General features: G+C 73.6%; 13 protein-coding genes. 6 read left to right on the top strand and 7 right to left on the bottom strand.

Annotation, left to right across the window (positions count from 1 at the left end; genetic code table 11):
• Positions 1 to 67: 67 nt before the first annotated feature.
• Together ACTMS2_RS23745 and ACTMS2_RS23740 are read right to left on the bottom strand one after the other, a co-directional pair.
• A complete protein-coding gene (locus ACTMS2_RS23745; RefSeq protein WP_441177359.1) occupies positions 68 to 637 on the bottom strand; it encodes a hypothetical protein in 570 nt (189 codons plus the stop codon).
• Between the two features lie 38 nt (positions 638 to 675).
• A complete protein-coding gene (locus tag ACTMS2_RS23740; protein WP_441177358.1) occupies positions 676 to 2,325 on the bottom strand; it encodes a glycoside hydrolase family 10 protein in 1,650 nt (549 codons plus the stop codon).
• Between the two features lie 795 nt (positions 2,326 to 3,120).
• Between ACTMS2_RS23740 and ACTMS2_RS23735 the strand changes: the two genes are divergently transcribed.
• Positions 3,121 to 6,519 (top strand): galactose-binding domain-containing protein, encoded by a 3,399-nt coding sequence (locus ACTMS2_RS23735; protein ID WP_441177408.1) that lies wholly within the window; start codon positions 3,121 to 3,123, stop codon positions 6,517 to 6,519.
• Positions 6,520 to 6,604: 85 nt separating this feature from the next.
• Here ACTMS2_RS23735 and ACTMS2_RS23730 read toward each other — a convergent pair whose 3' ends face one another.
• Both ACTMS2_RS23730 and ACTMS2_RS23725 read right to left on the bottom strand, forming a co-directional pair.
• Positions 6,605 to 9,463, bottom strand: a complete 2,859-nt coding sequence (locus ACTMS2_RS23730) for a M48 family metalloprotease (protein ID WP_441177357.1) — start codon at positions 9,461 to 9,463, stop codon at positions 6,605 to 6,607.
• Positions 9,460 to 9,921 (bottom strand): hypothetical protein, encoded by a 462-nt coding sequence (locus tag ACTMS2_RS23725; protein WP_363904225.1) that lies wholly within the window; start codon positions 9,919 to 9,921, stop codon positions 9,460 to 9,462. Before ACTMS2_RS23725 ends, ACTMS2_RS23730 begins: the two co-directional genes overlap by 4 nt.
• A 220-nt stretch (positions 9,922 to 10,141) precedes the next feature.
• Between ACTMS2_RS23725 and recD2 the strand changes: the two genes are divergently transcribed.
• Positions 10,142 to 12,346 carry an SF1B family DNA helicase RecD2 gene (gene recD2, locus ACTMS2_RS23720; protein ID WP_441177356.1) on the top strand — a complete coding sequence of 735 codons (2,205 nt, stop codon included), beginning with the start codon at positions 10,142 to 10,144 and terminating at the stop codon, positions 12,344 to 12,346.
• Positions 12,347 to 12,432: 86 nt separating this feature from the next.
• On the opposite strand, the gene ACTMS2_RS23715 is transcribed toward recD2, so the two are convergent.
• Positions 12,433 to 14,010 carry a helix-turn-helix domain-containing protein gene (locus ACTMS2_RS23715; protein ID WP_441177355.1) on the bottom strand — a complete coding sequence of 526 codons (1,578 nt, stop codon included), beginning with the start codon at positions 14,008 to 14,010 and terminating at the stop codon, positions 12,433 to 12,435.
• 135 nt (positions 14,011 to 14,145) lie between these two features.
• On the opposite strand from ACTMS2_RS23715, the gene ACTMS2_RS23710 reads away from it, so the two are divergent.
• Both ACTMS2_RS23710 and ACTMS2_RS23705 read left to right on the top strand, forming a co-directional pair.
• Positions 14,146 to 15,408: an NAD(P)/FAD-dependent oxidoreductase gene (locus tag ACTMS2_RS23710; protein WP_441177354.1), complete on the top strand. Its 1,263-nt coding sequence runs from the start codon at positions 14,146 to 14,148 to the stop codon at positions 15,406 to 15,408.
• An 853-nt stretch (positions 15,409 to 16,261) separates the two neighbouring features.
• On the top strand, positions 16,262 to 17,005 hold the full coding sequence (locus tag ACTMS2_RS23705; protein ID WP_441177353.1) for an N-acetyltransferase: 744 nt from the start codon (positions 16,262 to 16,264) through the stop codon (positions 17,003 to 17,005).
• Here the strand turns inward: ACTMS2_RS23705 and ACTMS2_RS23700 are convergent.
• Positions 17,002 to 17,586 (bottom strand): TetR/AcrR family transcriptional regulator, encoded by a 585-nt coding sequence (locus ACTMS2_RS23700; protein WP_441177352.1) that lies wholly within the window; start codon positions 17,584 to 17,586, stop codon positions 17,002 to 17,004. The two genes, ACTMS2_RS23705 and ACTMS2_RS23700, sit on opposite strands and share 4 nt — an antisense overlap.
• A 71-nt stretch (positions 17,587 to 17,657) precedes the next feature.
• Between ACTMS2_RS23700 and ACTMS2_RS23695 the strand changes: the two genes are divergently transcribed.
• Complete coding sequence (locus tag ACTMS2_RS23695; protein ID WP_441177351.1) at positions 17,658 to 18,149, top strand: FBP domain-containing protein; 492 nt, start codon at positions 17,658 to 17,660, stop codon at positions 18,147 to 18,149.
• A gap of 1,036 nt (positions 18,150 to 19,185) precedes the next feature.
• On the opposite strand, the gene ACTMS2_RS23690 is transcribed toward ACTMS2_RS23695, so the two are convergent.
• Positions 19,186 to 20,346 carry an epoxide hydrolase family protein gene (locus tag ACTMS2_RS23690; RefSeq protein ID WP_441177350.1) on the bottom strand — a complete coding sequence of 387 codons (1,161 nt, stop codon included), beginning with the start codon at positions 20,344 to 20,346 and terminating at the stop codon, positions 19,186 to 19,188.
• 619 nt (positions 20,347 to 20,965) lie between these two features.
• Between ACTMS2_RS23690 and rph the strand changes: the two genes are divergently transcribed.
• The gene (rph, locus tag ACTMS2_RS23685) at positions 20,966 to 23,563 is read left to right on the top strand and encodes a rifamycin-inactivating phosphotransferase (protein ID WP_441177349.1); all 2,598 of its coding nucleotides are present in this window, start codon (positions 20,966 to 20,968) and stop codon (positions 23,561 to 23,563) included.
• The last annotated feature ends 19 nt before the right edge of the window (positions 23,564 to 23,582 follow it).

Here is a 23,582-nt window from a genome sequence, read left to right as displayed (position 1 = left end):
GTCGAGCGCCCCCGGCTGCGCAGGCCCGCCGCGACGCGGGCGGCCGGCCCGCGGCACAGGCCCCGGCTCAGGCCCCGGGTGGCGGCAGCGGCAACTCGACGGCGTCCGCCGTCGCGACCCGCGCGGCCGAGTGCGTCGGCGGCGGTATGTCGGCCCGCGGCGAACGGCTGTGCACCCGGCCCCGGCCGGTCGGGTCCGTACGGCTGCTCACCTCGCAGGTCACCATCAGGATCGGCGCGGGCGGCGCGGTGAACCGGCCGGCGCCCCAGCGCACCCAGAGCGGTACCCGCCCCGCGTCGGCCTCGGCGAGCAGCTTCTCCCAGGTACGGCGGCGCGTACCGTGGTCGACCTCGACGACGACCGGCGGACCGTCCGGGCGGGCACAGGCCACGTCGAGCACCGACTGCTGCGCGGACATCGGCGGCGGCAGCGGTAACACGCTGGACGCCCGCCGGTAGACCCGCCAGCCCCGCGCCCCCGCCCAGTCGACCACCGCGTCGATCAGCCGGGCGGTGACCTGGTCCGTGGTCAGGTCGGTGAAGATGACCGTGTCGAGCCGGTCGGCCAGCGACGCCGCCAGCCGCTCCCCGTCCTCGCCGACCGCCACCGCGGCAGGGTAACCCGCGCAACCGGGCATTCCCGCCACCGGGGGCAGCCGGATGGCCTGGGCCCCTCCTACCGCGCCACGACGGACATCGGCGCGCTCAGCGGGCCCTCGTTGCCGCTGCGGTCCAGGCCGGACACGCAGTAGGACAGCGGGCGGTCGACCGGGGCGGTGCGGTCCACCCAGCCGGCGCCCCGGGCCGTGCCCACGAGCCGGGCCGCGTCGCCGTCGACGCGGTAGACGGCGAAGCTCGTGGCGCCGTCCCCGCGCCAGGTCAGCGTCACGCCGTCGGCGTTCGCGCGGTGCGCGCCGGTGACCGTGGGGGCGGCGGGCGGCGTCGACGGAAGGTGCGCCATCGTGGGCACCAGCGCCGGGCCGGCGTGGTGGGCCGCGCTGTAGCGGCTGACGGCCCCGAGCCGGTCGGCGCGTACCTGCTTGGCGCTGAAGTGCACGCTGCCGTCGACGCCGTACCGGCGGTTGAGGGCGAGCTGGCGGGTCAGCTCGGTCGGGTCGCGCCAGGCGCCGCGTTCACCCACCCGGTAGTCGGCCTGGCCGATGTAGAGCTGCACCCTCGTGCCGCGTACCGTGGCCGCCCACCACGGCAGCAGCTTGGCGTAGTCGGCCTTGCCGAACCCGATGTGCCAGTAGAGCTGCGGCACGACGTAGTCCAGCCACTGCCGCCGTACCCAGAGTCGGGTGTCGGCGTGGATGTCGTCGTAGCTCTGCAAGCCGGCGGTCGCCGAGCCGGCCGGGTCGGTGCGGTCGTTGCGCCAGATGCCGAACGGGCTGATGCCGAACTTGACCCACGGCTTGATCGCCTTGATCCGCTCGCTCATCTCGCGCACCAGCGTGTTCACGTTGTCCCGGCGCCAGGCCTGCTTGTCCGCGAACCCCCGGCCGTACCGGGCGAACGTCGCCTCGTCCGGGAAGTCCTGCCCGGCCTCCGGGTACGGGTAGAAGAAGTCGTCGAAGTGCACGCCGTCGACGTCGTAGCGCTGGACCGCCTCCAGCATCGCGTCCTCGACGAACGTGCGTGCCTCGGGGATGCCGGGGTTGAAGTAGAGGCGGCTGCCGGGCCGGTCGGCGCTGGGGTAGGTCACCACCCAGTCGCGGTGCCGCCGCAGCGGGTGCGTCGGAGCGAGCCGGTCCAGCCTCGGGCCCGGCCCGCCGACCGTGGCCGGCTGCCCGCCCCGGTACGGGTTGAACCAGGCGTGGAACTCCAGGTTGCGGGCGTGCGCCTCGGCGACCATGAACTCCATCGGGTCCCAGCCCGGGTCGCGGCCGTCGCGTCGCCCGGTCAGCCACTCCGACCACGGCGCGTACGCCGACGGCCAGAACGCGTCCCCGCTCGGGCGCACGTGCACGAAGACCGCGTTGTGGTTGCGCCGCACCGCCAGGTCCAGCCAGCCCCGGAACTCGGCCCGCGCCGTCTCGGCCGGCAGTCCCCGCCGGCTCGGCCAGTCGATGTTGTTCACCGTCGTGATCCACATGCCCCGCAGCTCGCGGGGCGCCCGGGCCGGTCGACCGGCGCAGGCGGGGGCGCGATCCGCCGGGGCGGCACCGAAGGCGGTCACGGCGCCCTGCTCCGACAGGCCGTGTCCACCGGCAACCCGGTCCCGCAGGGACCAGGCGCCGAGGGCGACCGCCGCGGCGAGCGCGGCGAGCACCGCGACGAATGCCTGGGTACGACGGCGGCGGGCGGGCGACTCAGCGGCGGACATCGTCCCAGTCTGCCCAGTCCGGCCCCACCTGGTGAACCAGTTGGACCGTTAGTTAACGATCAGCTAAGGGCCGGACGCCGATCCTGTTGCGGATACACCCGAAGTCGTCACCCTCGACGGCTCCGGCGCGGCGCGTCAGGAACGCGACGCCCGCCTCTCGTCAGCGGTGCCGCAGTCGCTGTCCGCCGGGACGAACGGGGTGCGCATGCGGGTCATCGCGTCCGCGCTCACGTCCACCGCTCGTCCGCGTTCGCGGTCGGTGTCCCCGTCCCCCTCTGATTCGAAGGGATTCAGGGCGGGCGGCGTCATGTCTGCCAAGACGTACTCCAAGATTTCACAGGGCGGCGCGCAACATGTTCACTGGCAGCTGCGAGCCGGAAGGAAGGCGGGTGGTCGGGGCACATCGTCGGCCGTCGCATACCCGCTCCGACAGCCTACCGCTCCCAGGCCCGGCGGGGACGGTGAGGTGCGACCGGGCCGGGGCTCAGTCGTCGGCGAGGACCGCGTACAGATCCGAGTCGCGCCGACTTTTGCCCGTGCGGACGAAAGTTCAGACGATCTCGCACAAACATCTAGACATTTAGATTTAAGGATCCTAGTGTTGCCTCACCAGGCAGCGGCGTGCCAGGCCAACCATCAGGACATGACAACGATGTCCGTTCGATGTCCGGGCCCCGCCGCTGAGCCCGAGCGCCGCGCGACGACGTACGTCGTTGTCCCGCTCCCCTGGAGGAGAGAATGCTCGGACCGTCCCGACGAGCACGCGTGCCCATCGCGAGCGCCCTCACCGCCGTCATGGCGGTCGCCGGCCTGTGGCTGTCCCCGCCGGGCGCGGCTGCCGCTCCGCCCCCGCAGGAACCCGGCGTCACCCTGCGCGTCTTCGACCTCCAGGTGCCGCTGGACAAGCTCTGCACCCTGAAGGCCGGCCAGACCCCGAACGTCGACAAGCTCATGCCGACGATCAACTGGACGAGCGCGGCGGACTTCGGCATCGAGGACCACTTCCTGGTCCACGCCCTCGGCAACGTCACCATCACCCAGGCCGGACGCTACACCTTCCGACTCATCAGCGACGACGGGTCGCGTCTGCTGATCGACGACACCCTGATCGTCGACCACGACGGCGCGCACGGCCCGGAGGCCAAGGACGGCGCGGTCGACCTGACCGCCGGATACCACTCCCTGCGCATCGAGCACTTCGAGCGTACGGGCGGCCAGCAGCTCACGTTGCAGTGGCAGACGCCGGGCTCCAGCACGTTCGTGAACGTCCCGAACTCGGCGCTGAGCACCGACGCCGGCGTCGTCCGGGTGACCGCACCCGGCCGCAAGGAATGCGAGGCCAGTGGCGACTCCCCCGGCGACGGGCTGCCGCTCACGTCGGTGCACCCGAACTACACCCTGACCGACCTGCGCCCGAGTGGTTTCCAGCCACAGGTCACCGGGTTCGACTGGTTCCCCGACGGCCGGCTGGCCGTGTCCACCTGGGGTGGCTCCCTGACCAGCGTGGGCGAGGTGTGGATCCTGGGCAACGTCACCGGCAGCACCAGCGCCGGCCAGGTGACCCGGCAACGGGTGGCGACGGGGCTCCAGGAGCCGATGGGGATCAAGATCGTCGACGGGAAGGTCTACGTCGCGGAGAAGGCGAAGCTCACCGAACTGAACGACACCAACGGCGACGGCGTGACCGACCAGTACCGCACCGTGGCCACCTGGCCGTTCGGCAACAACTTCCACGAGTTCGGGTTCGGCCTGCTGTACCGGGACGGGTACTTCTACCTGAACCTCTCGGTGTCCATCAACTACGGCGGGGCCACGACCGACCCGCAACCGGCACCGAACCGGGGAACGACCATCAGGGTGAACCGCAGCACCGGCGCGGTCGACTACGTGGCCGGCGGCCTGCGCACCCCGCACGGCATCGGCTGGGGGCCCGAGGGCGACCTCTTCGTCACCGACAACCAGGGTGGCTGGCTGCCGTCGTCGAAGCTCGTGCACGTCAAGCAGGGACGCTTCTTCAACCACTACATGAACCCGCCCGGGCCGTTCGACGACAACCCGGTGGTCCAGCCGGTCCTGTGGATGCCGCAGAACGAGATCGGCAATTCGCCGAGCACCCCGGTCATGGTGACGCAGGGCCCCTTCGCCGGGCAGATGCTCATCGGCGACGTGACCTACGGCGGGCTCCAGCGCGCCTACCTGGAGAAGGTCGACGGCGAATACCAGGGGGCGCTGTTCAGGATGACCCAGGGCCTGGAGGCGGGGGTGTCCGAGGTGAGCGTCGGCCCCGACGGCGCCATTTACACCGGTGGCCTGCACGGCGGCGGCAACTGGGGGCAGGACGGCAAGCTCAGCTACGGCCTGCAGAAGATCGCCCCGAACGGCAGCAACCACTTCGACATGCGGACGATGCGGGCGCTGCCCAACGGCTTCGAGATCGAGTACACCCAGCCGCTGTCGGCGACGACCGCCGCGGCACTGGCCTCCAGGTACCGGGTCAAGCAGTGGCGGTACGTGGCGACGGCCGCGTACGGCGGGCCGAAGGTCGACGAGGAGACGCTGCCGGTCTCGTCGGCCACGCTGTCGCAGGACGGCAAGACGGTCACGCTGGTGATCAACGGCCTCAAGGCCGGCCGGGTGGTGCACGTCCGATCGCCCCGGCCGTTCGCGGCCAGCAACGGTCAGTCGCTGTGGAGCACCGAGGTGTGGTACACGCTCAACGCCATCCCAGGTCAGAAGCCGCCCGTCAACCTCGCACTCGGCAAGGCGACGACCGCCGACAGTTCCTGCTCGGCCACCGAGCGCCCGGCCAAGGCCGTCAACGGAACGACCACCAGCGGCAACCTCGACAAGTGGTGTTCGACGGGCACCAACAAGTGGCTTCGGGTCGACCTGGGCACCGCCCAGAACGTGAGCCGCTTCGTCGTGCGGCACGCGGGCGCCGGCGGCGAGAACACCGCCTGGAACACCCGCGACTTCACCATCCAGACCAGCACCGACGGCACGTCCTGGACGACGGCAGCGACCGTCACCGCCAACACCGCCAGCACCACCACCCACGACATCTCCCCCACCCAGGCCAGATACGTCCGACTCACCGTCACCAAGGCCACCAGCACCACCGACAACGCAGCCCGGATCTACGAGTTCGAGGCCTACGGTGGGCAGGCCGCCACCGAGAACCTCGCGCTGGGCAGGGCGGCGACGGCCGACAGTTCCTGTTCGGCCACCGAGGGCCCGGCCAAGGCCGTGAACGGCAGCGTGACCGGCGGCAACAGCGACAAGTGGTGCTCGTCGGGCACGAACAAGTGGTTGCGGGTCGACCTGGGCACCACCCGGAGCGTGAGCCGCTTCGTGGTGAGACACGCGGGCGCGGGCGGCGAGAACACCGCCTGGAACACCCGCGACTTCACCATCCAGACCAGCGCCGACGGCACGTCCTGGACGACGGCAGCGACCGTCACCGCCAACACCGCCAGCACCACCACCCACGACATCTCCCCCACCCAGGCCAGATACGTCCGACTCACCGTCACCAAGGCCACCAGCACCACCGACAACGCAGCCCGGATCTACGAGTTCGAGGCCCACGGCTCCGGAGACGACACCGGCCGCGTCACGCTGCTCGACGGGTCCCACCTCGACAACTTCGAGTACACCAACGGCACCCCGGCGACGTGGCCGCTGGCCAAGGGCGGGGTGGAGGTCCTCGGCGGCGACATCCGTAGCAGGCGCGCCTTCGGTGACTTCCGGCTGCACGTCGAGTTCTGGTTGCCCAACCTTCCGCCGGACGTCACCGGTCAGGCCCGCGCCAACAGCGGAATCTACCTACAGGACCGCTACGAGCTTCAGGTCCTGGACTCCTTCGGCGACACCACCCCGGCCAACGACGAGGGCGGCGCCATCTACGGAAAGATCGCGCCGTCGGTCAACGCGGCCACCGCCCCGGAGACGTGGCAGACCTACGACGTCACCTTCCGTGCGGCCCGCTTCGACAGCGCCGGAGTCAAGACGGAGAACGCCCGGGTCACCGTCGTGTGGAACGGCGTCACCGTCCACGACAACGCGGTGATCAACGGGCCCACGGGCAACGGCGCCCCGGAGGGACCCTCCGTGGGGCCGATCCGGCTACAGGACCACGGTGACCCCGGCCTCAACGTCCACTACCGCAACATCTGGGTCGAACCGATCAACTGACCGCGTCGGCGAGGGGACGACGATCCGCGCGCGGGTCGTCGTCCCGCTGGCCGGACGGGGGCCGGCCGCGCCGCCGCCGGGTTGGTCAATCGGTCAGTCCCGCCACGGCCGCCTCGACCGCCGCGCGGAGCAGCCGCTCGTCCAGGGGTTCCATGACGGCGCTGGCGTAGACGGTCACGAGGTTGTGTCCCACCCGGACGATCACAAAGGCCGACCGTCCGGTGATCCGGGTCCGCCCGCTGCCCGCGCTGAGCCGGTAGTCCACCCGCCAGGACTGCTCACCGAGCGCGGGCGGCGGCTGCGCGTCGACCGCGAACCGGACCGCCGAGCCGGCCGCGCCCCGGGCGGTGAAGCGGGGGCAGGCCCGCCGCGCCGACTCCGCCTCGGCGAGCACCGAGGCGGGCACCGGTTCGGCGTGGGACCTGACCTCGATCACCAGTTCGGCCGACGCGGTGGCGGTGAGGCCGGGCACCGTGGCGTAGCGGGCCCGCTCCCGGACCCGTTCGACTCCGCCGAGCCGGTCCAGGTAGGAGTCCTCGGCCAGGGGCCGGCAGGCCGACGGGTCTATCCGGGAGCCGCCGCCCTCAGGCCGGTCGGGTGGCACCCGCCAGTCCCGGGGCAGCACCGCTCTGACCGCGCCGGCCGCCCGGCGAGCCTCCGCGCGGGTGACCGGTCGACCAGGGTCGGGTCGCCCCGGAGCGGACCGCGTGGGCCCCGGGGTGACCTCGGGCACCGGCGGGACGACCGGTGCGGTCGACGGCGGTGAGAGCCTGGCCGGCTCCGCCACCGGAAGCGGGGCGTACGCCCCGGGGATCCCCGGACCGAGTACCGCCACCGCGAGCAGGGCCGCCAGCACCCCGACCGTCGCGACGGGCACGCGGGCGCTGCCCGGAGCGGACCGGTTCGGTCCAGGCAGGGCAGGCCGGGACACCAGGAACGGCAGGGTGAACGCGACGAGGTAGCCCAGCCAGGCCAGCGGGGCCAGCAGGTGCGCCTCGGCGGTGTCCAGCCCGTCCGCGCGACCGGTCGCCAGGGCGTGCGTGTACTGCAGCAGCGCCGCCGCCGTGCCGGCCGCCCAGCCCGCGGTCAGCGCTCCGCCGACACCGGCGCGGCGGCCGACCGCGAGCACCACCAGGACCGCCCAGCCGGTGAGCGCGCAGAGCAGCCAGCGTTGTTGGGCCTGCCGGCCCGCCTCGGCCAGGGTGTCCGGTGGGAACAGCTCGGTCCGCCACATGGCGGCCCCCGCACCGACCAGCACGGCGGTCAGGACCACCGCCACGACTCCCCGGTCCCACCGGCGCGGCGGGCGTCGGTGTCCCGCCCCGGCCCCGCGCAGCAGCAGGCCGACCAGCACCGGTACCAGGAGCGCGAGCAGCGGCCAACCGCTGCGGGGCAACGCGAAGACCAGCCAGTTGCGGGCCGCGTGGCCGTCGGTCGGCACGGACGCCACCGCCGGCAACGGCCAGAGCACCGCGACACCGGCGGCCACCCCGACCAGGTACGTGGCCGAACGCCAGCCGACCGACCCGGGCCGGAGGGCGACCACCAGCCGCGCCAGCAGCACGCATAGCCCGGCCACCGACGCGGCGAGTGGCCCCGCGATCGCGGCGACGAACAGCGCGACGGACACGTCCGCCCGGGCCGAGACGGCCGAACCTCCCGGAACCGGCAGCGCGGTGGCGACGAACGCCGTCACCGCGAAGCCGATGGCCGCGCCGAGAACGGGCCGCCACCAGCCGCCCGCCCCGGCGGAGGCCCGGCGGACCAGCGCGGGCAACAGTCCGAGGCTCAGCAGGACGGAGCCGACCCAGACCGTGACGGGCGGGCCAACGGTAGCCTGCGCGGTCAGGAAGAGGTCACGCACGAGGGCGTCGGCGGCGCCCGCCGCCAGCATCGCGACCGCGCCGACCGCCAGCCCGTGGGTCATGCCACCCGGCGGGTCCGCCGGCCGGTCCAGCGCCGCCGCCCGGGTCGCCGGGTCCGGATGCCGGGCCAGCAGCCGACGCCGTCGCGTGGGACGAGCGGTTCCGGCGCGGAGCAGTGCGGCCAGATGCCCGGCGTGGCCGACGCCGGCGGCGTACCGGTCTGCTTCCCGCTCTCGCCGCCGCAGCAGTCCGGCCGCCAGCAGCGCGGTCAGCACCGCGATGACCGCCGCCCGGCCGAGCGCTGTCAGGTAGGTCGCGTTCAGCCCGAAGAAGGCCACCTCGAGCAGGCCGGCCGTGAGCACCGCCGGCACCGGCAGCCAGATCAGGCCGCGCACGGCCGACGCCCAGGCCACGTCCCGGGCGAGGACGTGCGCGAGTTCGTGCGCCACCACGGGGTCGAACCGCGCCGGGTCGGCGTGGGCCACCGCGACGGCCGCCGGGAGCACCACCGTCGGCCGGCCGGTCACACCACCGGTGGTGTACGCCTGCCGTACGGGCGGGGCGGCGACGACCAACCTCGGCCGGCGTCGCCCGGCCAGCCCGTTGCGGTCGCACAGATCGGCGAAGCGTTCCTGCGCGCCCGGCACGGTGAGCCGGCGACGAAGCCGACGCCGGTCGGCCAGCGGCAGGACCAGGACGAGCGCCGCCGCCGCGCCCAGCGCGATCCCCGCCCCGGCGAGCATGACCACACCGCGCCGGCCGAACTGCCCGGCCAGGCAGCGGTCGCGGGCGGCCGACTGCTCCGCCGCCTCCATCGGGTGGGCCCGGGTGCAGACGTCGACGGTGGCCGCCCAGGGTCGGGAGAGCGAACGGTCGGCGAGGAAGTAGAGACCGCCCGCGCTGATCCCGACGCTGACCAGGGACGCCAGCACGAGTGCGTAGAGCCAGCCGAGCCGGTCCGGAGGAAGGCGTGGGCCGACACCGGGACCACCGTCGCCGACGCCACGAGAGCCGCCGGTCGTACCGTCCGCAGCCGTGCCACCGTCGTGGTGGGCCCCGCCGGCACCCGGTCCGGTCATGCGTCCGGCGGATCGACCATCGCGCCGACGGCCGCGTCGGCGAGCAGTTGCGCGCGGTCGGGGTCCAGGCCCAGCGCCAGCGCGTGCCGGTGGCACGCCTCCCGCAATCGGCGCGCCTGTTCGGGATCCAACCCCGCCCGGGCGTCGGGCGGGGCGGGCAGTTCGCGGCGGCGGCGACGCAGCAGGCCGGCCCGGACGGTGGTGGCACCGAGGACCAGAACCTCGCCCACGGCGGCGGCCACCACCTGGAGCACGAGTTCGGTGACCATGGTGACATCGATGCCGAAGCCGACCCCACCCTGCGGGACGGACCAGCTCACGCGTCCCTTCGACAGTTGCCGTCGCCAGCCGGCGGCCACCTCGTCGAAGACCGGAAGTTCCTCGGGGGCGATTCGACGGACCGCCGCGTGGGCAGCGCCCACGACCAGATCGGCGGCGACGTTCTGGGGCTCGGTCACGACGTCATCGTGCCGGTACGGTGCCAGCCCGAAAACCCGACAGTAAGGTTTCCGGCATCAGGATCTGACGGTCACGGCCACGACGAGGGAACACACGCGCCGCCGTCCGCGCATCCGGGCACCGGAGGGATCCACGATCCGTCCGCGCGGGACGGCTCCTCCGCGGTGGCGCGCGCCGGGCCGCCGGGACCGTGGCGTCGGCGGGAGGCAGGATGGGCGGGTGACCGCCCCCACCCGCGCACCCTCCGCCGTTTTGGACGCGGTGCTCGAACGGTTGACGTACGTCAACGAGGAGACCGGCTACACCGTCGCCCGGGTGGCCACCGACCGGGGCAGCGACCTGCTCACGGTGGTCGGTGCGCTGCTGGGGGCCCAGCCGGGCGAAAGCCTGCGCCTGTCCGGCCGGTGGTCGTCGCACCCGCAGTACGGGCGGCAGTTCGAGGTGCACTCGTACACCACCGTCCTGCCGGCCACGGTCCAGGGCATCCGCCGCTACCTCGGTTCCGGGCTGGTCAAGGGCATCGGTCCGGTGTTCGCCGAGCGGATCGTCGCGCACTTCGGCCTCGACACCCTCCGCGTGATCGAGGAGGAGCCCGCCCGCCTGGTCGAGGTGCCGGGCCTGGGACCGAAGCGCACCGCGAAGATCACCGCGGCGTGGGCGGAGCAGAAGGCCATCAAGGAGGTGATGGTCTTCCTCCAGGGCGTCGGCGTGTCCACCTCCCTGGCCGTACGGATCTTCAAGCAGTACGGCGACGCCGCCATCACCGTGGTCCGCAACGAGCCGTACCGGCTGGCGGCCGACGTGTGGGGCATCGGCTTCAAGACCGCCGACACCATCGCCCAGGCCGTGGGGATCCCGCACGACAGCCCGCAGCGGGTCAAGGCCGGCCTGCAACACACCCTGTCGGAGGCCACCGACGACGGGCACTGCTACCTGCCCCACCCGCAGCTCGTCGACGACGCCATCAAGATCCTCGACGTGCCGGGCGACCTCGTCACCGCCTGCCTCGACGAACTCGTCGAGGAGGAGGGCGTGGTCCGCGAGACGCTGCCCGGGCCGGACGGCGAGCCGACGACGGCGGTGTACCTGGTGCCGTTCCACCGCGCCGAGCAGTCCCTCGCCGGATCACTGCTGCGGCTGCTGCGCGACCGCGCCGACCGGCTGCCCCACTTCACCGGCGTCGACTGGGGCAGGGCGCTGGCCTGGTTGAAGGCCCGCACCGGCACCGAGCTGGCGCCCGAGCAGGAGCAGGCCGTCCGCCTCGCCCTCACCTCCCGGGTCGCCGTGCTGACGGGCGGGCCCGGCTGCGGCAAGAGCTTCACCGTCCGCTCGATCGTCGAACTCGCCGTCGCGAAGAAGGCCAAGGTCACCCTCGTGGCGCCGACGGGCCGCGCCGCGAAGCGCCTGTCGGAGCTGACGGGGCATCCGGCGGCCACCGTGCACCGGCTGTTGCAGTTGCGCCCGGGCGGGGACGCCAGCCACGACCGGGACAATCCCCTCGACGTCGACCTCCTCGTCGTCGACGAGGCCTCCATGCTGGACCTCATCCTGGCCAACAAGCTCGTCAAGGCCGTACCGCCCGGCGCGCACCTGCTGCTCGTCGGCGACGTCGACCAGCTTCCCTCCGTCGGCGCCGGCGAGGTGCTGCGGGACCTGCTCGCCGCACCGGCCATCCCCCGGGTCCGGCTGACGCAGGTCTTCCGCCAGGCCGCGGAGTCCGGGGTCGTCACCAACGCCCACCGGATCAACGCCGGCAGGCCGCCGCTGCTCCAGGGCCTCAACGACTTCTTCCTGTTCGCCAGCGACGACACCGACGCCACCGCCGCCCTGACCGTCGACGTCGCCTGCGCCCGGATCCCCGCCCGCTTCGGCCTCGACCCGCGCCGCGACGTCCAGGTGCTCACCCCCATGCACCGCGGCCCGGCCGGCGCGGCGGCCCTGAACACGCTGCTGCAGCAGCGCCTCACCCCGGCACGCGAGGGGCAGCCCGAGCGCCGCCTGGGTGGGCGGGTGTTCCGCGTCGGCGACAAGGTCACCCAGATCCGCAACAACTACGACAAGGGCCAGGCCGGCGTCTTCAACGGCACCGTCGGCATCGTCACCGCCCTGAGCACGGAGGAGCAGACCCTGACGGTACGCACCGACGAGGACGAGAGCATCGACTACGACTTAGACGAGCTCGACGAACTCGCCCACGCGTACGCCATGACGATCCACCGCTCGCAGGGCTCCGAGTACCCGGCCGTGGTCGTCCCGCTGACCACCAGCGCCTGGATGATGCTGCAACGCAACCTGCTCTACACGGCCGTCACCCGCGCCAAGAAGCTCGTCGTCCTCGTCGGCTCCCGCCGCGCCCTCGCCGCCGCCGTCCGCACCGTCGGCGCCGGGCGCCGCCACACCGCCCTCGACCACCGTCTCGCCTGAGCAGCCCGAGGTCCCCCGCGCCGCCGGGCCCAGCCGGGGGCCGTCGGGACGAACCGGGCGCCCGGCCCACCCGGCGCCCGCGGCCGTCAACCCGCCGGGCGGGGCGCGGACCCCGCGCGACCCAGCGCCGCGAGCTGGATCTGCAACGCCAGCCGGGTGCGCGGCGACCCGAGGTCGACGGGGACGACCTCGGTGAGGCGGCGCAGCCGGTACCGGAGGGTGTTGGGATGCACGTGCAGTTGTCGGGCGGCCCTCTTCGGGTCGCCCTGCTGGTCCAGCCAGGCGGCCACCGTGGCGACGTAGTCGGTGCCGTGCTCCCGGTCGTGGGCCACGAGGGTGGGCAGCGGCCCACCCACCAGCAGGTCGCCGCTCGGCACCGCGCCGACCACCCGGTGCACGACCACCTCGGCCCACTGGTCCTCGAACCGCAGCACCGGACCGCGTCGCCCCGCCGGGGCGCACAACGCGAGCAGCTCCGCCGCCTCGGCGCGCGATCGCGGCAGCTCCGTCAGGTCCCGGGCGACGCCGCCGGACGCGGCGTACAGGCCCGGGTCGTGCACGGCGACGTCGTGGATCAGCTTCTCCATCCACCGCCGCGACCCGGGCGATGTGCCCCCGTCGACCAGGACGGCGAACAGGACGTCGCCGACGTCCGCGAGCAGCGGTTGGCGCCAGCCGTGGCGGCGGGTGATCGACTCCCACAGGGCGAGGTTGTCGACCATCTCCCCCGTACCGCCGTGCGCGCCGAGGGCCACGACCCGCCACGGCCCCTCGGGCAGCGCCAGCTCCTCGCGCCCGATGCCGCCGGGGGCCCGCAGGACGGCCCGCAGCCGGTCGGCCGACACCCGGCGCGCGACGTCGGCCTGTACGCGCAGGCGCAGCAGGTGCAGGGCCAGCACCGACGCCGTGCCCTGGAGATCGCGCAGCCGTCCCTCCGGCACGGGGCCCTCGACGACGGCCCAGATCGAGCCGAGCAGTTCGCCTCCGGCGCGGATCGGGATGATGAGGCGGGGCAGCGTCCCGTCCGGGCCCTGCGGTACGAAGATCAGCTCGCTGCCCGTCGCGAGCTTGCGGAAGACGCCACGGGAACGGAAGTGGGCGATCACGTCGCCGGGCGCGCGGCGGCCCACGATCGTCGACACGCGCGCCGGGTCGGTGCGGTCCTGGCGCGACGAGTAGGCGAGCACCCGGGACTGGGCGTCCTCGATCGTGACCGGCGCGTCGACGACGGCGGCGGTCGCGTCGGCGAGTGCGAACAGCTCGTCGTACACGCCGGGCTCCCCGGTCTCCGGCGAGCCGGGCGCGACGGCCCGGTCGATCACCCCGCGCAGCAGCCAGACGAGCTGGGCCCAGGAGCCGTGGCGCTGCAACTCCACCAGGGTCAGGCGCCGCTCGGCGGCGGCCGACGTCACGTCGGGGTGCGCGGCCAGCGGGGGCTTGAGGACGAGGCCCGCCGCCCCGGCCTCGTGGCAGCGCGCGACGACGGCGAGTGCCTGCTCGCGGGTGGCGATGCCCGCGCCGAGGACGAGGTCGCCGCTCTGGCCGGGCGTGGCGTCGTCGAGCTCGGCGAGGGTCACGTCGCGTACCTCCGCCTCGCCGGCGCGAACGACGACCTTGAGCAACGCGGCGCCGGCCGCGTCCACCACGCCGGCCACGGTGAGCATGCCGCGATTGTGCCTCGTTCTTGTGCCACCCGGCCAACGACCTGGGCGATCCTTGGCCGCGACGGACAATGACCTCTCGGTCCGGCGGGGACAGGATTGGCCGCAATCCCCGTTGCACCTGAAGGAGAAAACGACATGTCCCCCGTCGAGTCAGTGCCCGCCCCCCAGCACGTCGCCGTCGTCGGCGCGGGGATGGTCGGGCTGGCCACCGCCTGGTTCCTTCAGGAGCGGGGGGTCCGGGTCACCGTGCTCGACCGCACGGGCGTGGCGGCGGGCGCGTCGTGGGGCAACGCCGGCTGGCTCACCCCCGGCATCACCACTCCCCTGCCCGAGCCGGCCGTGCTGCGCTACGGGGTGCGCGCCGTGCTCAGCCCGTCCTCCCCGGTCTACGTGCCGCCGCGCGCGGACGCCAGGCTGCTGCGGTTCCTGGCCGGCTTCGCGCGGCACAGCACGCCGTCGAGGTGGCAGCGCGCGATGCGGGCCCTCATCCCGATGAACCGGCGGGCGCTGGCGGCGTTCGACGCGCTGACGGCCGGCGGGGTCGCGGCGCCGACGCACGAGGCGAAGTCGTTCCTCGCGGCGTACCGGACCGAGGCCGAACGGTCGGTGCTGCTCGACGAGCTGGCACACATCCACGCCGCGGGCCAGGGCATCGAGTTCGACGTCCTGACCGGGGCCGAGGCCCGCGAGGTGGAGCCCTCCCTGTCGGACGCGGTCGGCGCCGCCATCCGCCTGCACGACCAGCGCTACGTGAACCCGGGGCAGTACGTGCACGCGCTGGCCGACTCCGTCCGCGCGCGCGGCGGCGCGATCGTGGCCGGGGTGGACGTCGTGGACGTCCGCGACGAGGCGGGCGGCGTGCGGGTGGTGACCTCCGCCGGCACCGACGAGCGCTACGACGCGGTGGTGCTGGCGACCGGCACCTGGCTCGGCCAGCTCGCCCGGCGGTTCGGCGTCCGCACCGTCGTGCAGGCCGGCCGCGGCTACAGCTTCAGCGTCGCGATCGAGCACCTGCCGGCCGGGCCGGTCTACTTCCCCGCCCAGCGCGTCGCCTGCACGCCGCTGGGCGACCGGCTGCGCGTCGCCGGGATGATGGAGTTCCGCAGCGCCGAGGCGCCGCTGGACGGGCGCCGCGTCTCGGCCATCGCCGAGGCCGCCCGACCGCTGCTGCGGGGCGCCGACCTGGACGCCCGTACCGACGAGTGGGTCGGCTCGCGACCCTGCACCCCGGACGGGCTTCCCCTGATCGGCCGGACCAGGTCACCGCGCGTCTTCGCCGCCGGCGGCCACGGCATGTGGGGCATCACCCTCGGCCCCCTCACCGGCGAACTGCTCGCCGAGCAGATCACCGGCGGCGGGCAGCCCGTGGAGCTTCGCCCCTTCGACCCGCTGCGCTGAGCCGGGCGCGCCGGAGGTTCCACGGGAGGCGCGCAACGATCGGACGTCGCTCCGCAGGGCGGCGAGAGGCGCGGATCGCCGGTGCGACACCGGCTGGCAGGGGGCGCAGTACCGGGCCGCCGGGCGGTGCGCCAGCTCCTCGATCGGGATGTCGCGGTCGCATCCCTCGCAGGTGCCGTAGTGCCCCTGTTCCAGGTAGTGCAGCGCCCGGGCGATGTCACCCAGGGCGCGGCGCGTGGCGGCGGTCAACGCGGAGGCGGCCTCGACGTCCGCGCCGTCCGAGCGCGTCCGGCGCGCCTGCCGGGCCAGCAACGCCAGCTGGGTGCTGTGCCGCTCGTACTGCTCCTCCAGGACGAGTCGGAGCACCCCCAGCTCGGCCTGCCTGTTCACGACGTACACGATCGGTTCCTCTTCCTGCTCGGGCGAAAAGAAAGGGCGGAGCGCTGATGCGCTCCGCCCGCCGGTGCCGGTCCTGTGGATCTCGACCGGGTGGTGGCGGGCGGCGCGGGCGAGGCGCCCGCCGGGTCGGCGGCGCGACGGCGCCCCGGCGGGCGACCGACGGCACGACGAGGCGACGGGTGGTCGTACCCGCCACGGGGTGGGTCCGCGGACCGACCGTCGCGGCCGTGCGCGACGGGGCGCAGAGGTCCTGGCGGGCCGCGGTGCGGCGCTGCCGGGAGGGGCCGGGGACGATCACGGCGCCACCATAGACCGAAGCTCCGCGTACCGGCCAACGGCCGTCGGGTCGCGGGCCCGGCGGCGGCTCGCCGGGTCGGTCGGGGCGGCCGTGACCCGGCGCACAGCGTAGGAAATCGGCGTGCGCGGCGCGGGGCCGACGCTCTACGTTTCCGCCGTGACCCTCGACATCGTGAGCCTGGCGGACCGTCCCGACCTCGGCCGTAGCCTCGACGAGGACTTCGACGGGGCGTGGCCACCGTTCATGCTGTGGGACCCGATGGGCGCGGTGTACTACACCGTCGCCCACGACCTGTATCCCGAGTTCGTGTTCGCGGCCGTGGACCCCGCCGATCCCGCCCGGGCGGTCGCCCGCGCGTACGCGGTGCCGTTGCGCTGGACGGAGCCCGAGCTTCCCGACGGCGGCTGGGACCGGGTGATCCAGCGCGCCGCCGTCAACCGCCTCACCGGCGCCGAACCGAACATGGTGTCGGCGTTGGAGATCTGCGTGCGGCCGGACCACCGCGGCACCGGGCTGTCCGCCGTGATGCTCGCCGCCATGCGAAAGGCCGTCGCGGGACTGGGTTACGACACGCTGGTCGCGCCGGTCCGGCCGAGCGGCAAGCACACCCTGCCCGAGCTGCCGATGGTGCGGTACGCGGCGCAGGTCCGCGACGACGGCCTGCCGGTCGACCCGTGGCTGCGGGTGCACGTCCGCGCGGGCGGGCGCATCGAGCGCGTCGCCCCCAGGTCGATGACGATCAGCGGGACGCTCGCCGACTGGCGTCGCTGGACGGGCCTGCCGTTCGACACGAGCGGGCCGGTCCACGTGCCGGGGGCCCTGGTGCCGGTGCACTGCGACGTGGCGCACGACCACGCCGTCTACGTCGAGCCCAACGTCTGGGTCCGGCACCGGCTCTAGCGCGTCGTGCCGTCCGGCGCGGGCCAGTTGCGCAGCAGGACGTCGAGGGCGTCCAGGACCCGTGACCAGGTCTCCTGCGTGTCGGGGGCGCTGTGGCTGAACCCGCCGCCCATCTCCAGGCTGACGTAGCCGTGGAAGACGCTGCCCAGCAGCCGGACGGCGTGCGTCTGGTCCGGCTCGCTCAGGTCGTAGCCGCGCAGCAGCGCCCGGGTCAGCTGGGCGTGCCGGCCGCCGGCGCTGGCAGCCGCCGTCTGCGGGTCGAGCCGGAGCTGGGCGGCGGCGTAGCGGCCGGGGTGCTCCCGGGCGTAGTCGCGGTAGACGTCGGCGAGGGCGGTCAGGGCGCCCTTGCCGGCGCGGCCGGCCAGGGCGTCGGCGGCCCGGTCGGCGAGTTCCTCCAGTGCGAGCAGGGCGATCCTGGTCCTGAGGTCCTGGGAGCTCTTCAGGTGCGAGTAGAGGCTCGCGACCTTGACGTCGAACCGCCTGGCGACCGCCGAGACGGTCACCTGGTCGAAGCCGACCTCGTCGGCCAGCTCGGCGCCCGCCAGGGTCAGGCGCTCCGTGGTCAGTCCTGCGCGGCCCATGCTCCTCCGCCCGCTCGGCATGACTCATTATGCATTTGCCTAATACCTTTAGGCAAATTAGCGTGCGTTGTATGAAGCCGCTGACCGAGCAGGAGATCCGCACCGCCTTCGTGAACTGCACCAAGGGCGAGGCCAGGCGCCTGTCCGTCCCGCGTGACCTGGCCGAGCGCCCCTGGGACGATCTGGACTACCTCGGCTGGCGGGATCCGCGCGCCCCCCACCGCGCGTACCTCGTCACGGAGCTGGACGGCCGGCCCCGCGCCCTCGCGCTGCGCTGCCCCAGCCCCGCCCCCGCGCAGCCACGGCGCGGCATGTGCTCGATGTGCCTGACCTCCCCCACCGGCGGCGTCTCGCTGATGGTCGCGCCGAGGGCGGGCAGGGCCGGGCAGCAGGGCAACACCGTCGGCACCTACATGTGCAGCGACCTCGCCTGCTCGTTGTACGTGCGGGGCAAGAAGGACGCGGGCGCCGGCGCCCGGCTGCACGAGTCGCTCACCGTGGAGGAGAAGATCCAGCGGACCGTGGCGAACGTCGCCGCGTTCATCGCCACCGTGACCGCGTGAACCGCCGCAGGCGGCATCGCCGCCGGGTCGGCGCCGGGACCGTCCGGCGGGCAGGCGTACCACCGGGCCAGCGGCAGCGCGACGTCCACGCGGAGGCCGGGGGTGGGCTGTCGCGGTGCGGGCGGCGCGGTGGCGGGAGCCGGGCTGACGGTCGGGACCGGAGCGCCGGCCCGGGACGGCGACACCGGGACCGTCGAGGACAGCGCCACGAACGCCACCGCGACGACGGCGGCAGCCAGGGCCGCGCGACGTCCGGCCGGCAGCACGCCCGGCGGCGCCTGATCCGGGTGGACCGGCTGCGGTGGTGCCGGCCGCGCGCCCCGGTGGGCGGCCAGCAGCGCATCGAGTTGCCCGACGACGGCGGCCCGACCGCCCGTGGCGGCGGCGAAGGCCAGGGTGAGGTAGAAGCGGAAGTTCACGGCCGCGACGGCTGGCACCCGCAGCCCGGCGAGCCGGCGCCCGTCGGTGGCGTGCAGCAGGGTGAGCGGGGCCGCGGGATGGTGCGCGGGCCCCACCAGGTCCGCGTACCGCCACTCGCGCCGCCGCCCGCGCGGCGAGGCGAAGGCGACGCGGTGGTTGGTCACCACGGCCATGCCCGTCGCGACGCACCGCACACCCCTCGGCAGGGCGCGGCCGGCGACGTCGTCGGTGACGACGGTCGGACCGGGGGCGGGCAGCCCGGTGCCGTGCCGCGCGTCCACCTCGACCAGGTCCGCGACCGGCAGCACCCGGTAGACGACCTCGTCGCCGTCGAGCTCCACCGGCAGGCCGGCCCTCGGCTGCGTGCAGCCGAGGAACCCGGCCGCCTCGATCCGCAGCCGGACCAGGTGGTCGTGGTGCCGCCGCCAGGCCGCGACCTCCGCGTCGTACGCGCACCGTCGCCGGTCGTTCTCGCGCTCCGCCCACCTGATCGTCCACTCGGGCTGCGCCGCCGCCGAGGCGGCGATGATGGATCGCGAGGTTCCCGTCACGTCTCGTACAACCGCCGGCCGCCCGTCGAGGAAACTGGCGCCGGCCCGGTCCGGTGTCCCGGGACTCAGGCTCCGGCGAGGGTACGGGCGAACCGGCGGATGTCGTCGGCCAGCAGACCCGGCTGCTCCAGCCCCGGGAAGTGACCGCCACGGTCGTGCTCGGTCCACTGCACGATGTTCGGGAAGGACTGCTCGGCCCAGGCCCGGACGGGCTGCGACGGGTCGTGCGGGAAGACCGACACCCCGAGCGGCACCGGCACCGGGGGTAGCTGCCGCGGCGCGGCGCTGACCGGGAGCATGTCGGCCGTCTCGTGGTAGAGCTGGGCGGAGGAGCCCGCCGTCCGGGTGAACCAGTAGAGCGACACGTTGGTCAGCAGGCGGTCCCGGTCCACGGCGTCCTCGGGGCTCTTGCCGGAGTCGGTCCACTCCTTGAACTTCTCCACGATCCACGCGAGCTGCCCGACCGGCGAGTCGGTCAGGGCGTACGAGAGCGTCACCGGGCGGGTGGCCTGGATCTTCATGTAGCCGGACTCGTCGTCGACGAAGTGGGCCAGCCGGGCCAGCCGCCGGCCGGTGTCCTCGTCGAGCGCGCCCAGCTCGCGCGGGTCGCCGGGAGGCGGCGTGATGAGGAAGTTGACGTGCGCCCCGAGGGCGTGCCCGGCGTCCATCGCGGCGAGGGCGATCGTCACCCACGAGCCGAAGTCGGTGCCCTGCGCCAGGTAGCGGTCGTAGCCGAGCCGGTCCATCAGCTCGGCCCACGCCGCCGCGATGCGCGGCACACCCCAGCCGGCCTCGGTCAGCGGTCCGGAGAAGCCGTACCCGGGAAGGGACGGGACGACCACGTGGAAGGCGTCGGCGGGGTCGCCGCCGTGGGCGCGCGGATCGGTCAGCGGCCCGACGAGGTCGACGTACTCCAGGAAGCTGCCCGGCCAGCCGTGCGTGAGCACGAGCGGCGTCGCGTCCGGCTCCGGGGAGCGTACGTGCAGGAAGTGCACGGTGGCGCCGTCGATCTCGGTGACGAACTGGGGGTACTCGTTCAGTCGCGCCTCGGCCGCCCGCCAGTCGTACCCGCCGCCCCAGTACTCGGCCAGCTCGCGCAGGTAGGACTGCGGCACGCCGCGCTCCCAGCCGTCCCCGGACGGCTCGTGCGGCCAGCGGGTGTCGGCAAGTCGTCGGCGCAGGTCGTCGAGGTCGGCCTGCGGAATCTCGATACGGAACGGCTCCATCCCAGCGCCCTCCATAGTCGCGGTACGCCCGAGATTCACATCCTCGACGGCGTACGCGGGTGCGCGCACCTTCGACCGTGCGGTCCCGTACGCCTGGTGTCACGCCCCTGCTCCCGGGACCGCGGCCGACGCCGGAGGACCACCACCGGTCACCTCCGGGACCCACGCCGTGCCGCTCGCCGTCCACGAACTGGTCGGGGCGTCCGGCACGGCGTCCGCATCGGGTGCGTTTCCGAAGTCTGGATGACACCGCCCGCGCCATTTTCGCGAAATGGTTTCAGTGCGCGGCGGAAAACGAAAGGGAACTCGATCCCACTTAAACGTATATCGCACCCGGGGGCTTGCGGCAAGACCCGGGTCTTGCCGCAGAATCGTCGGCCGGACCCGGATCAACCGAAGAAATGGGGCACGACGTGCAGGTGTTGGTGCCGACTGACGGAAATCGCGGTGGCGTCGAATCGCTGGTGGCATCGGGGATGCGGGCACGGCCGGCCGGCGCGGAATCGCGGAGATGCCCGTCGCCCGAATGGGCACGGTGGCCGGCCGGATCGGAGCCGTCGGCGATCCGCCGCCCGGCCGGTGGCGTGCGACGCGGGACGGCCGCCCCGGAGGTATCGCGATGACCGCGCATTACGTGTCGGCTCTGCGGGAGGTCGACGAGGAGCAGGTCGCCGTCGTGGGCGGCAAGGGCGCGCACCTGGGGGCGTTGTCGCGGATCGACGGCGTACGGGTGCCGGCAGGCTTCTGCGTGACGACGCACGCCTTCCGGCGGATCATGGCCGAAGTGCCCTCGGCAGACGAGCTGCTCGATCGGCTGTCGCGCCTGGACGCGGACGACCGGGAGGCGATCCGTACGCTCAGCGCGGAGATCCGCCGGAGCATCGAAGGGGCCGTCCTCCCCGACGACGTGGCCGCGGCGATCGTCGGGGCTCTCCGCGACCTCGGCGAGCGAACCGCCTGTGCCGTGCGTTCCAGCGCGACGGCCGAGGACCTGCCGACCGCCTCCTTCGCGGGCCAGCAGGACAGCTACCTCAACGTCGTGGGGCGGGCCGCGGTCCTTCAGCACGTCAGCCGGTGCTGGGCCTCGCTCTACACGGAGCGGGCCGTGACGTACCGCCAGCGCAACGGCATCGACCACCGCGAGGTCCAGATGGCCGTTGTCGTGCAGGAGATGGTCTTCCCGCAGGCCGCCGGCGTCCTGTTCACGGCCGACCCCGTCACGTCCAACCGGAGGGTCGCCTCCGTGGAGGCCAGCTTCGGCCTCGGCGAGGCCCTGGTCTCCGGCCTGGTGAACGCGGACGCCTACCGGGTGCGCGACGACGAGATCATCGGCAGGACGATCGCCGCCAAGCGGCTCGCCGTCCACGCCCTGCCGACCGGCGGGACGCGGGAACGGGCGATCGACCCCGAGCGGCAGGAGCAGCCGGCGCTGACGGATGCGCAGGTCGTGCGGCTGGTGCGGTTGGGCCGGCGGATCGAGGCCCACTTCGGCCATCCCCAGGACATCGAATGGTGCCTGGTCGACGACGACTTCGAGATCGTCCAGAGCCGACCGATCACCACGCTGTTCCCCGTCCCCGAGGCCGGCGACGCGGGAAACCGCGTCTACGTCTCCGTCGGCCACCAGCAGATGATGACCGATCCCATGAAGCCCCTGGGCGTCTCCGTGTGGCAGCTGACCGCCATGGCGCCGATGCACGAGGCCGGTGGGCGGCTGTTCGTGGACGCCACCCGGGCCCTGGCCTCGCCGGCGGGCCGCGCCGGCTTCCTGGAGATGGTGGGACGATCCGATCCGCTGGTCCGGGACGCGCTGCAGAGCGTCGTCGACCGGGGCGACTTCCTTCCGTCGCTGCCCGACCAGGGCCCGGCCGGACCGCCGGGGGGCGGCGCGCCCGCCCCGATCGAGACCGATCCGGCCATCGTCACCGACCTGATCGAACGCAGCCAGGCGTCCATCGCCACCCTGCGACGCGACATCCGGGCGGTGTCCGGGCCGGCGCTGTTCGACTTCCTCCTGGCGGCCTTCGAGGAGCACAGGCGCGCCCTAGGTGATCCGTTGAGCATGCAGGCGATCATGGCGGGGATGGATGCCACCTGGTGGCTCAACGAGCGGTTGCAGGCGTGGCTGGGCGAGCGGAACGCGGCCGACACGCTCACCTTGTCCGCGCCCCACAACGTCACGTCGGAGATGGGGCTGGCGCTCCTGGACGTCGCCGACGTCATCCGCCCGCATCCGCAGGTCGTGGCCTTCCTGCGGGAGGCCGGGGACGACAACTTCCTGGATGGGCTGGTCGAGCTCCCGGGCGGCCGGGAGGCGCGCGACGCCATCCAGGCATATCTCGACAGGTACGGCATGCGCGGCGTCGGCGAGATCGACATCACGAGGCCACGCTGGAGCGAGCGCCCCGGCACGCTCGTGCCCGTCATCCTCGACAACATCAGAAACCTCGAGCCGGGTGCCGGCAAGCGGCGCTTCGAGCAGGGACGCCGGCGGGCGCAGCAGAAGCAACGGGAGGTCCTGGAGCGCTTGCGCGCCCTGCCGGACGGGGAGCGGAAGGCGGCAGAGACCAAGCGGATGATCGACCGGGTCCGCACCTTCATCGGCTACCGGGAGTACCCGAAGTACGCCATCGTCAGCCGTTACCTCGTCTACAAGCAGGCCCTGCTGGCGGAGGCCGAGCGCCTCGTACGGGCCGACGTGCTCCGGGAGAAGGAGGACATCTTCTACCTCACGTTCCAGGAACTGCACGACGTCGTACGCACGAACGTGGTGGACGACCAGCTCATCCACCGGCGCAAGGAGGCGTTCAGGTCGTACCGGACGCTCACCCCGCCCCGGGTGCTCACCTCGGAGGGTGAGGGCATCACCGGGGCGTACCGGCGCGACGACGTGCCGACCGGCGCGCTGGTCGGCCTCCCGGTCTCCGGCGGGATCGTCGAGGGGCGCGCGCGCGTCGTCCTGGACCTGGCCGAGGCCGATCTCGAACCGGGCGACATCCTGGTCACCGCCTACACCGACCCGAGCTGGTCGCCCCTGTTCGTCGCGATCGAGGGACTGGTGACCGAGGTGGGCGGCCTCATGACCCACGGGGCGGTGGTCGCCCGCGAGTACGGCCTGCCCGCCCTCGTCGGGGTGGAGAACGCGACCAGGCTGATCCGGGACGGGCAGCGGATCCGCCTGCACGCCACCGACGGGTACGTCCAGATCCTGCCCTGATCGGCCGGGGGCCGTGTCG

The organism is Micromonospora sp. SD12 (assembly GCF_052068495.1).
Classification (GTDB): domain Bacteria; phylum Actinomycetota; class Actinomycetes; order Mycobacteriales; family Micromonosporaceae; genus Micromonospora; species Micromonospora echinofusca.
Note: the sequence above shows the minus strand (reverse complement) of the source record. Positions and strands in the feature narration are given on the sequence as shown.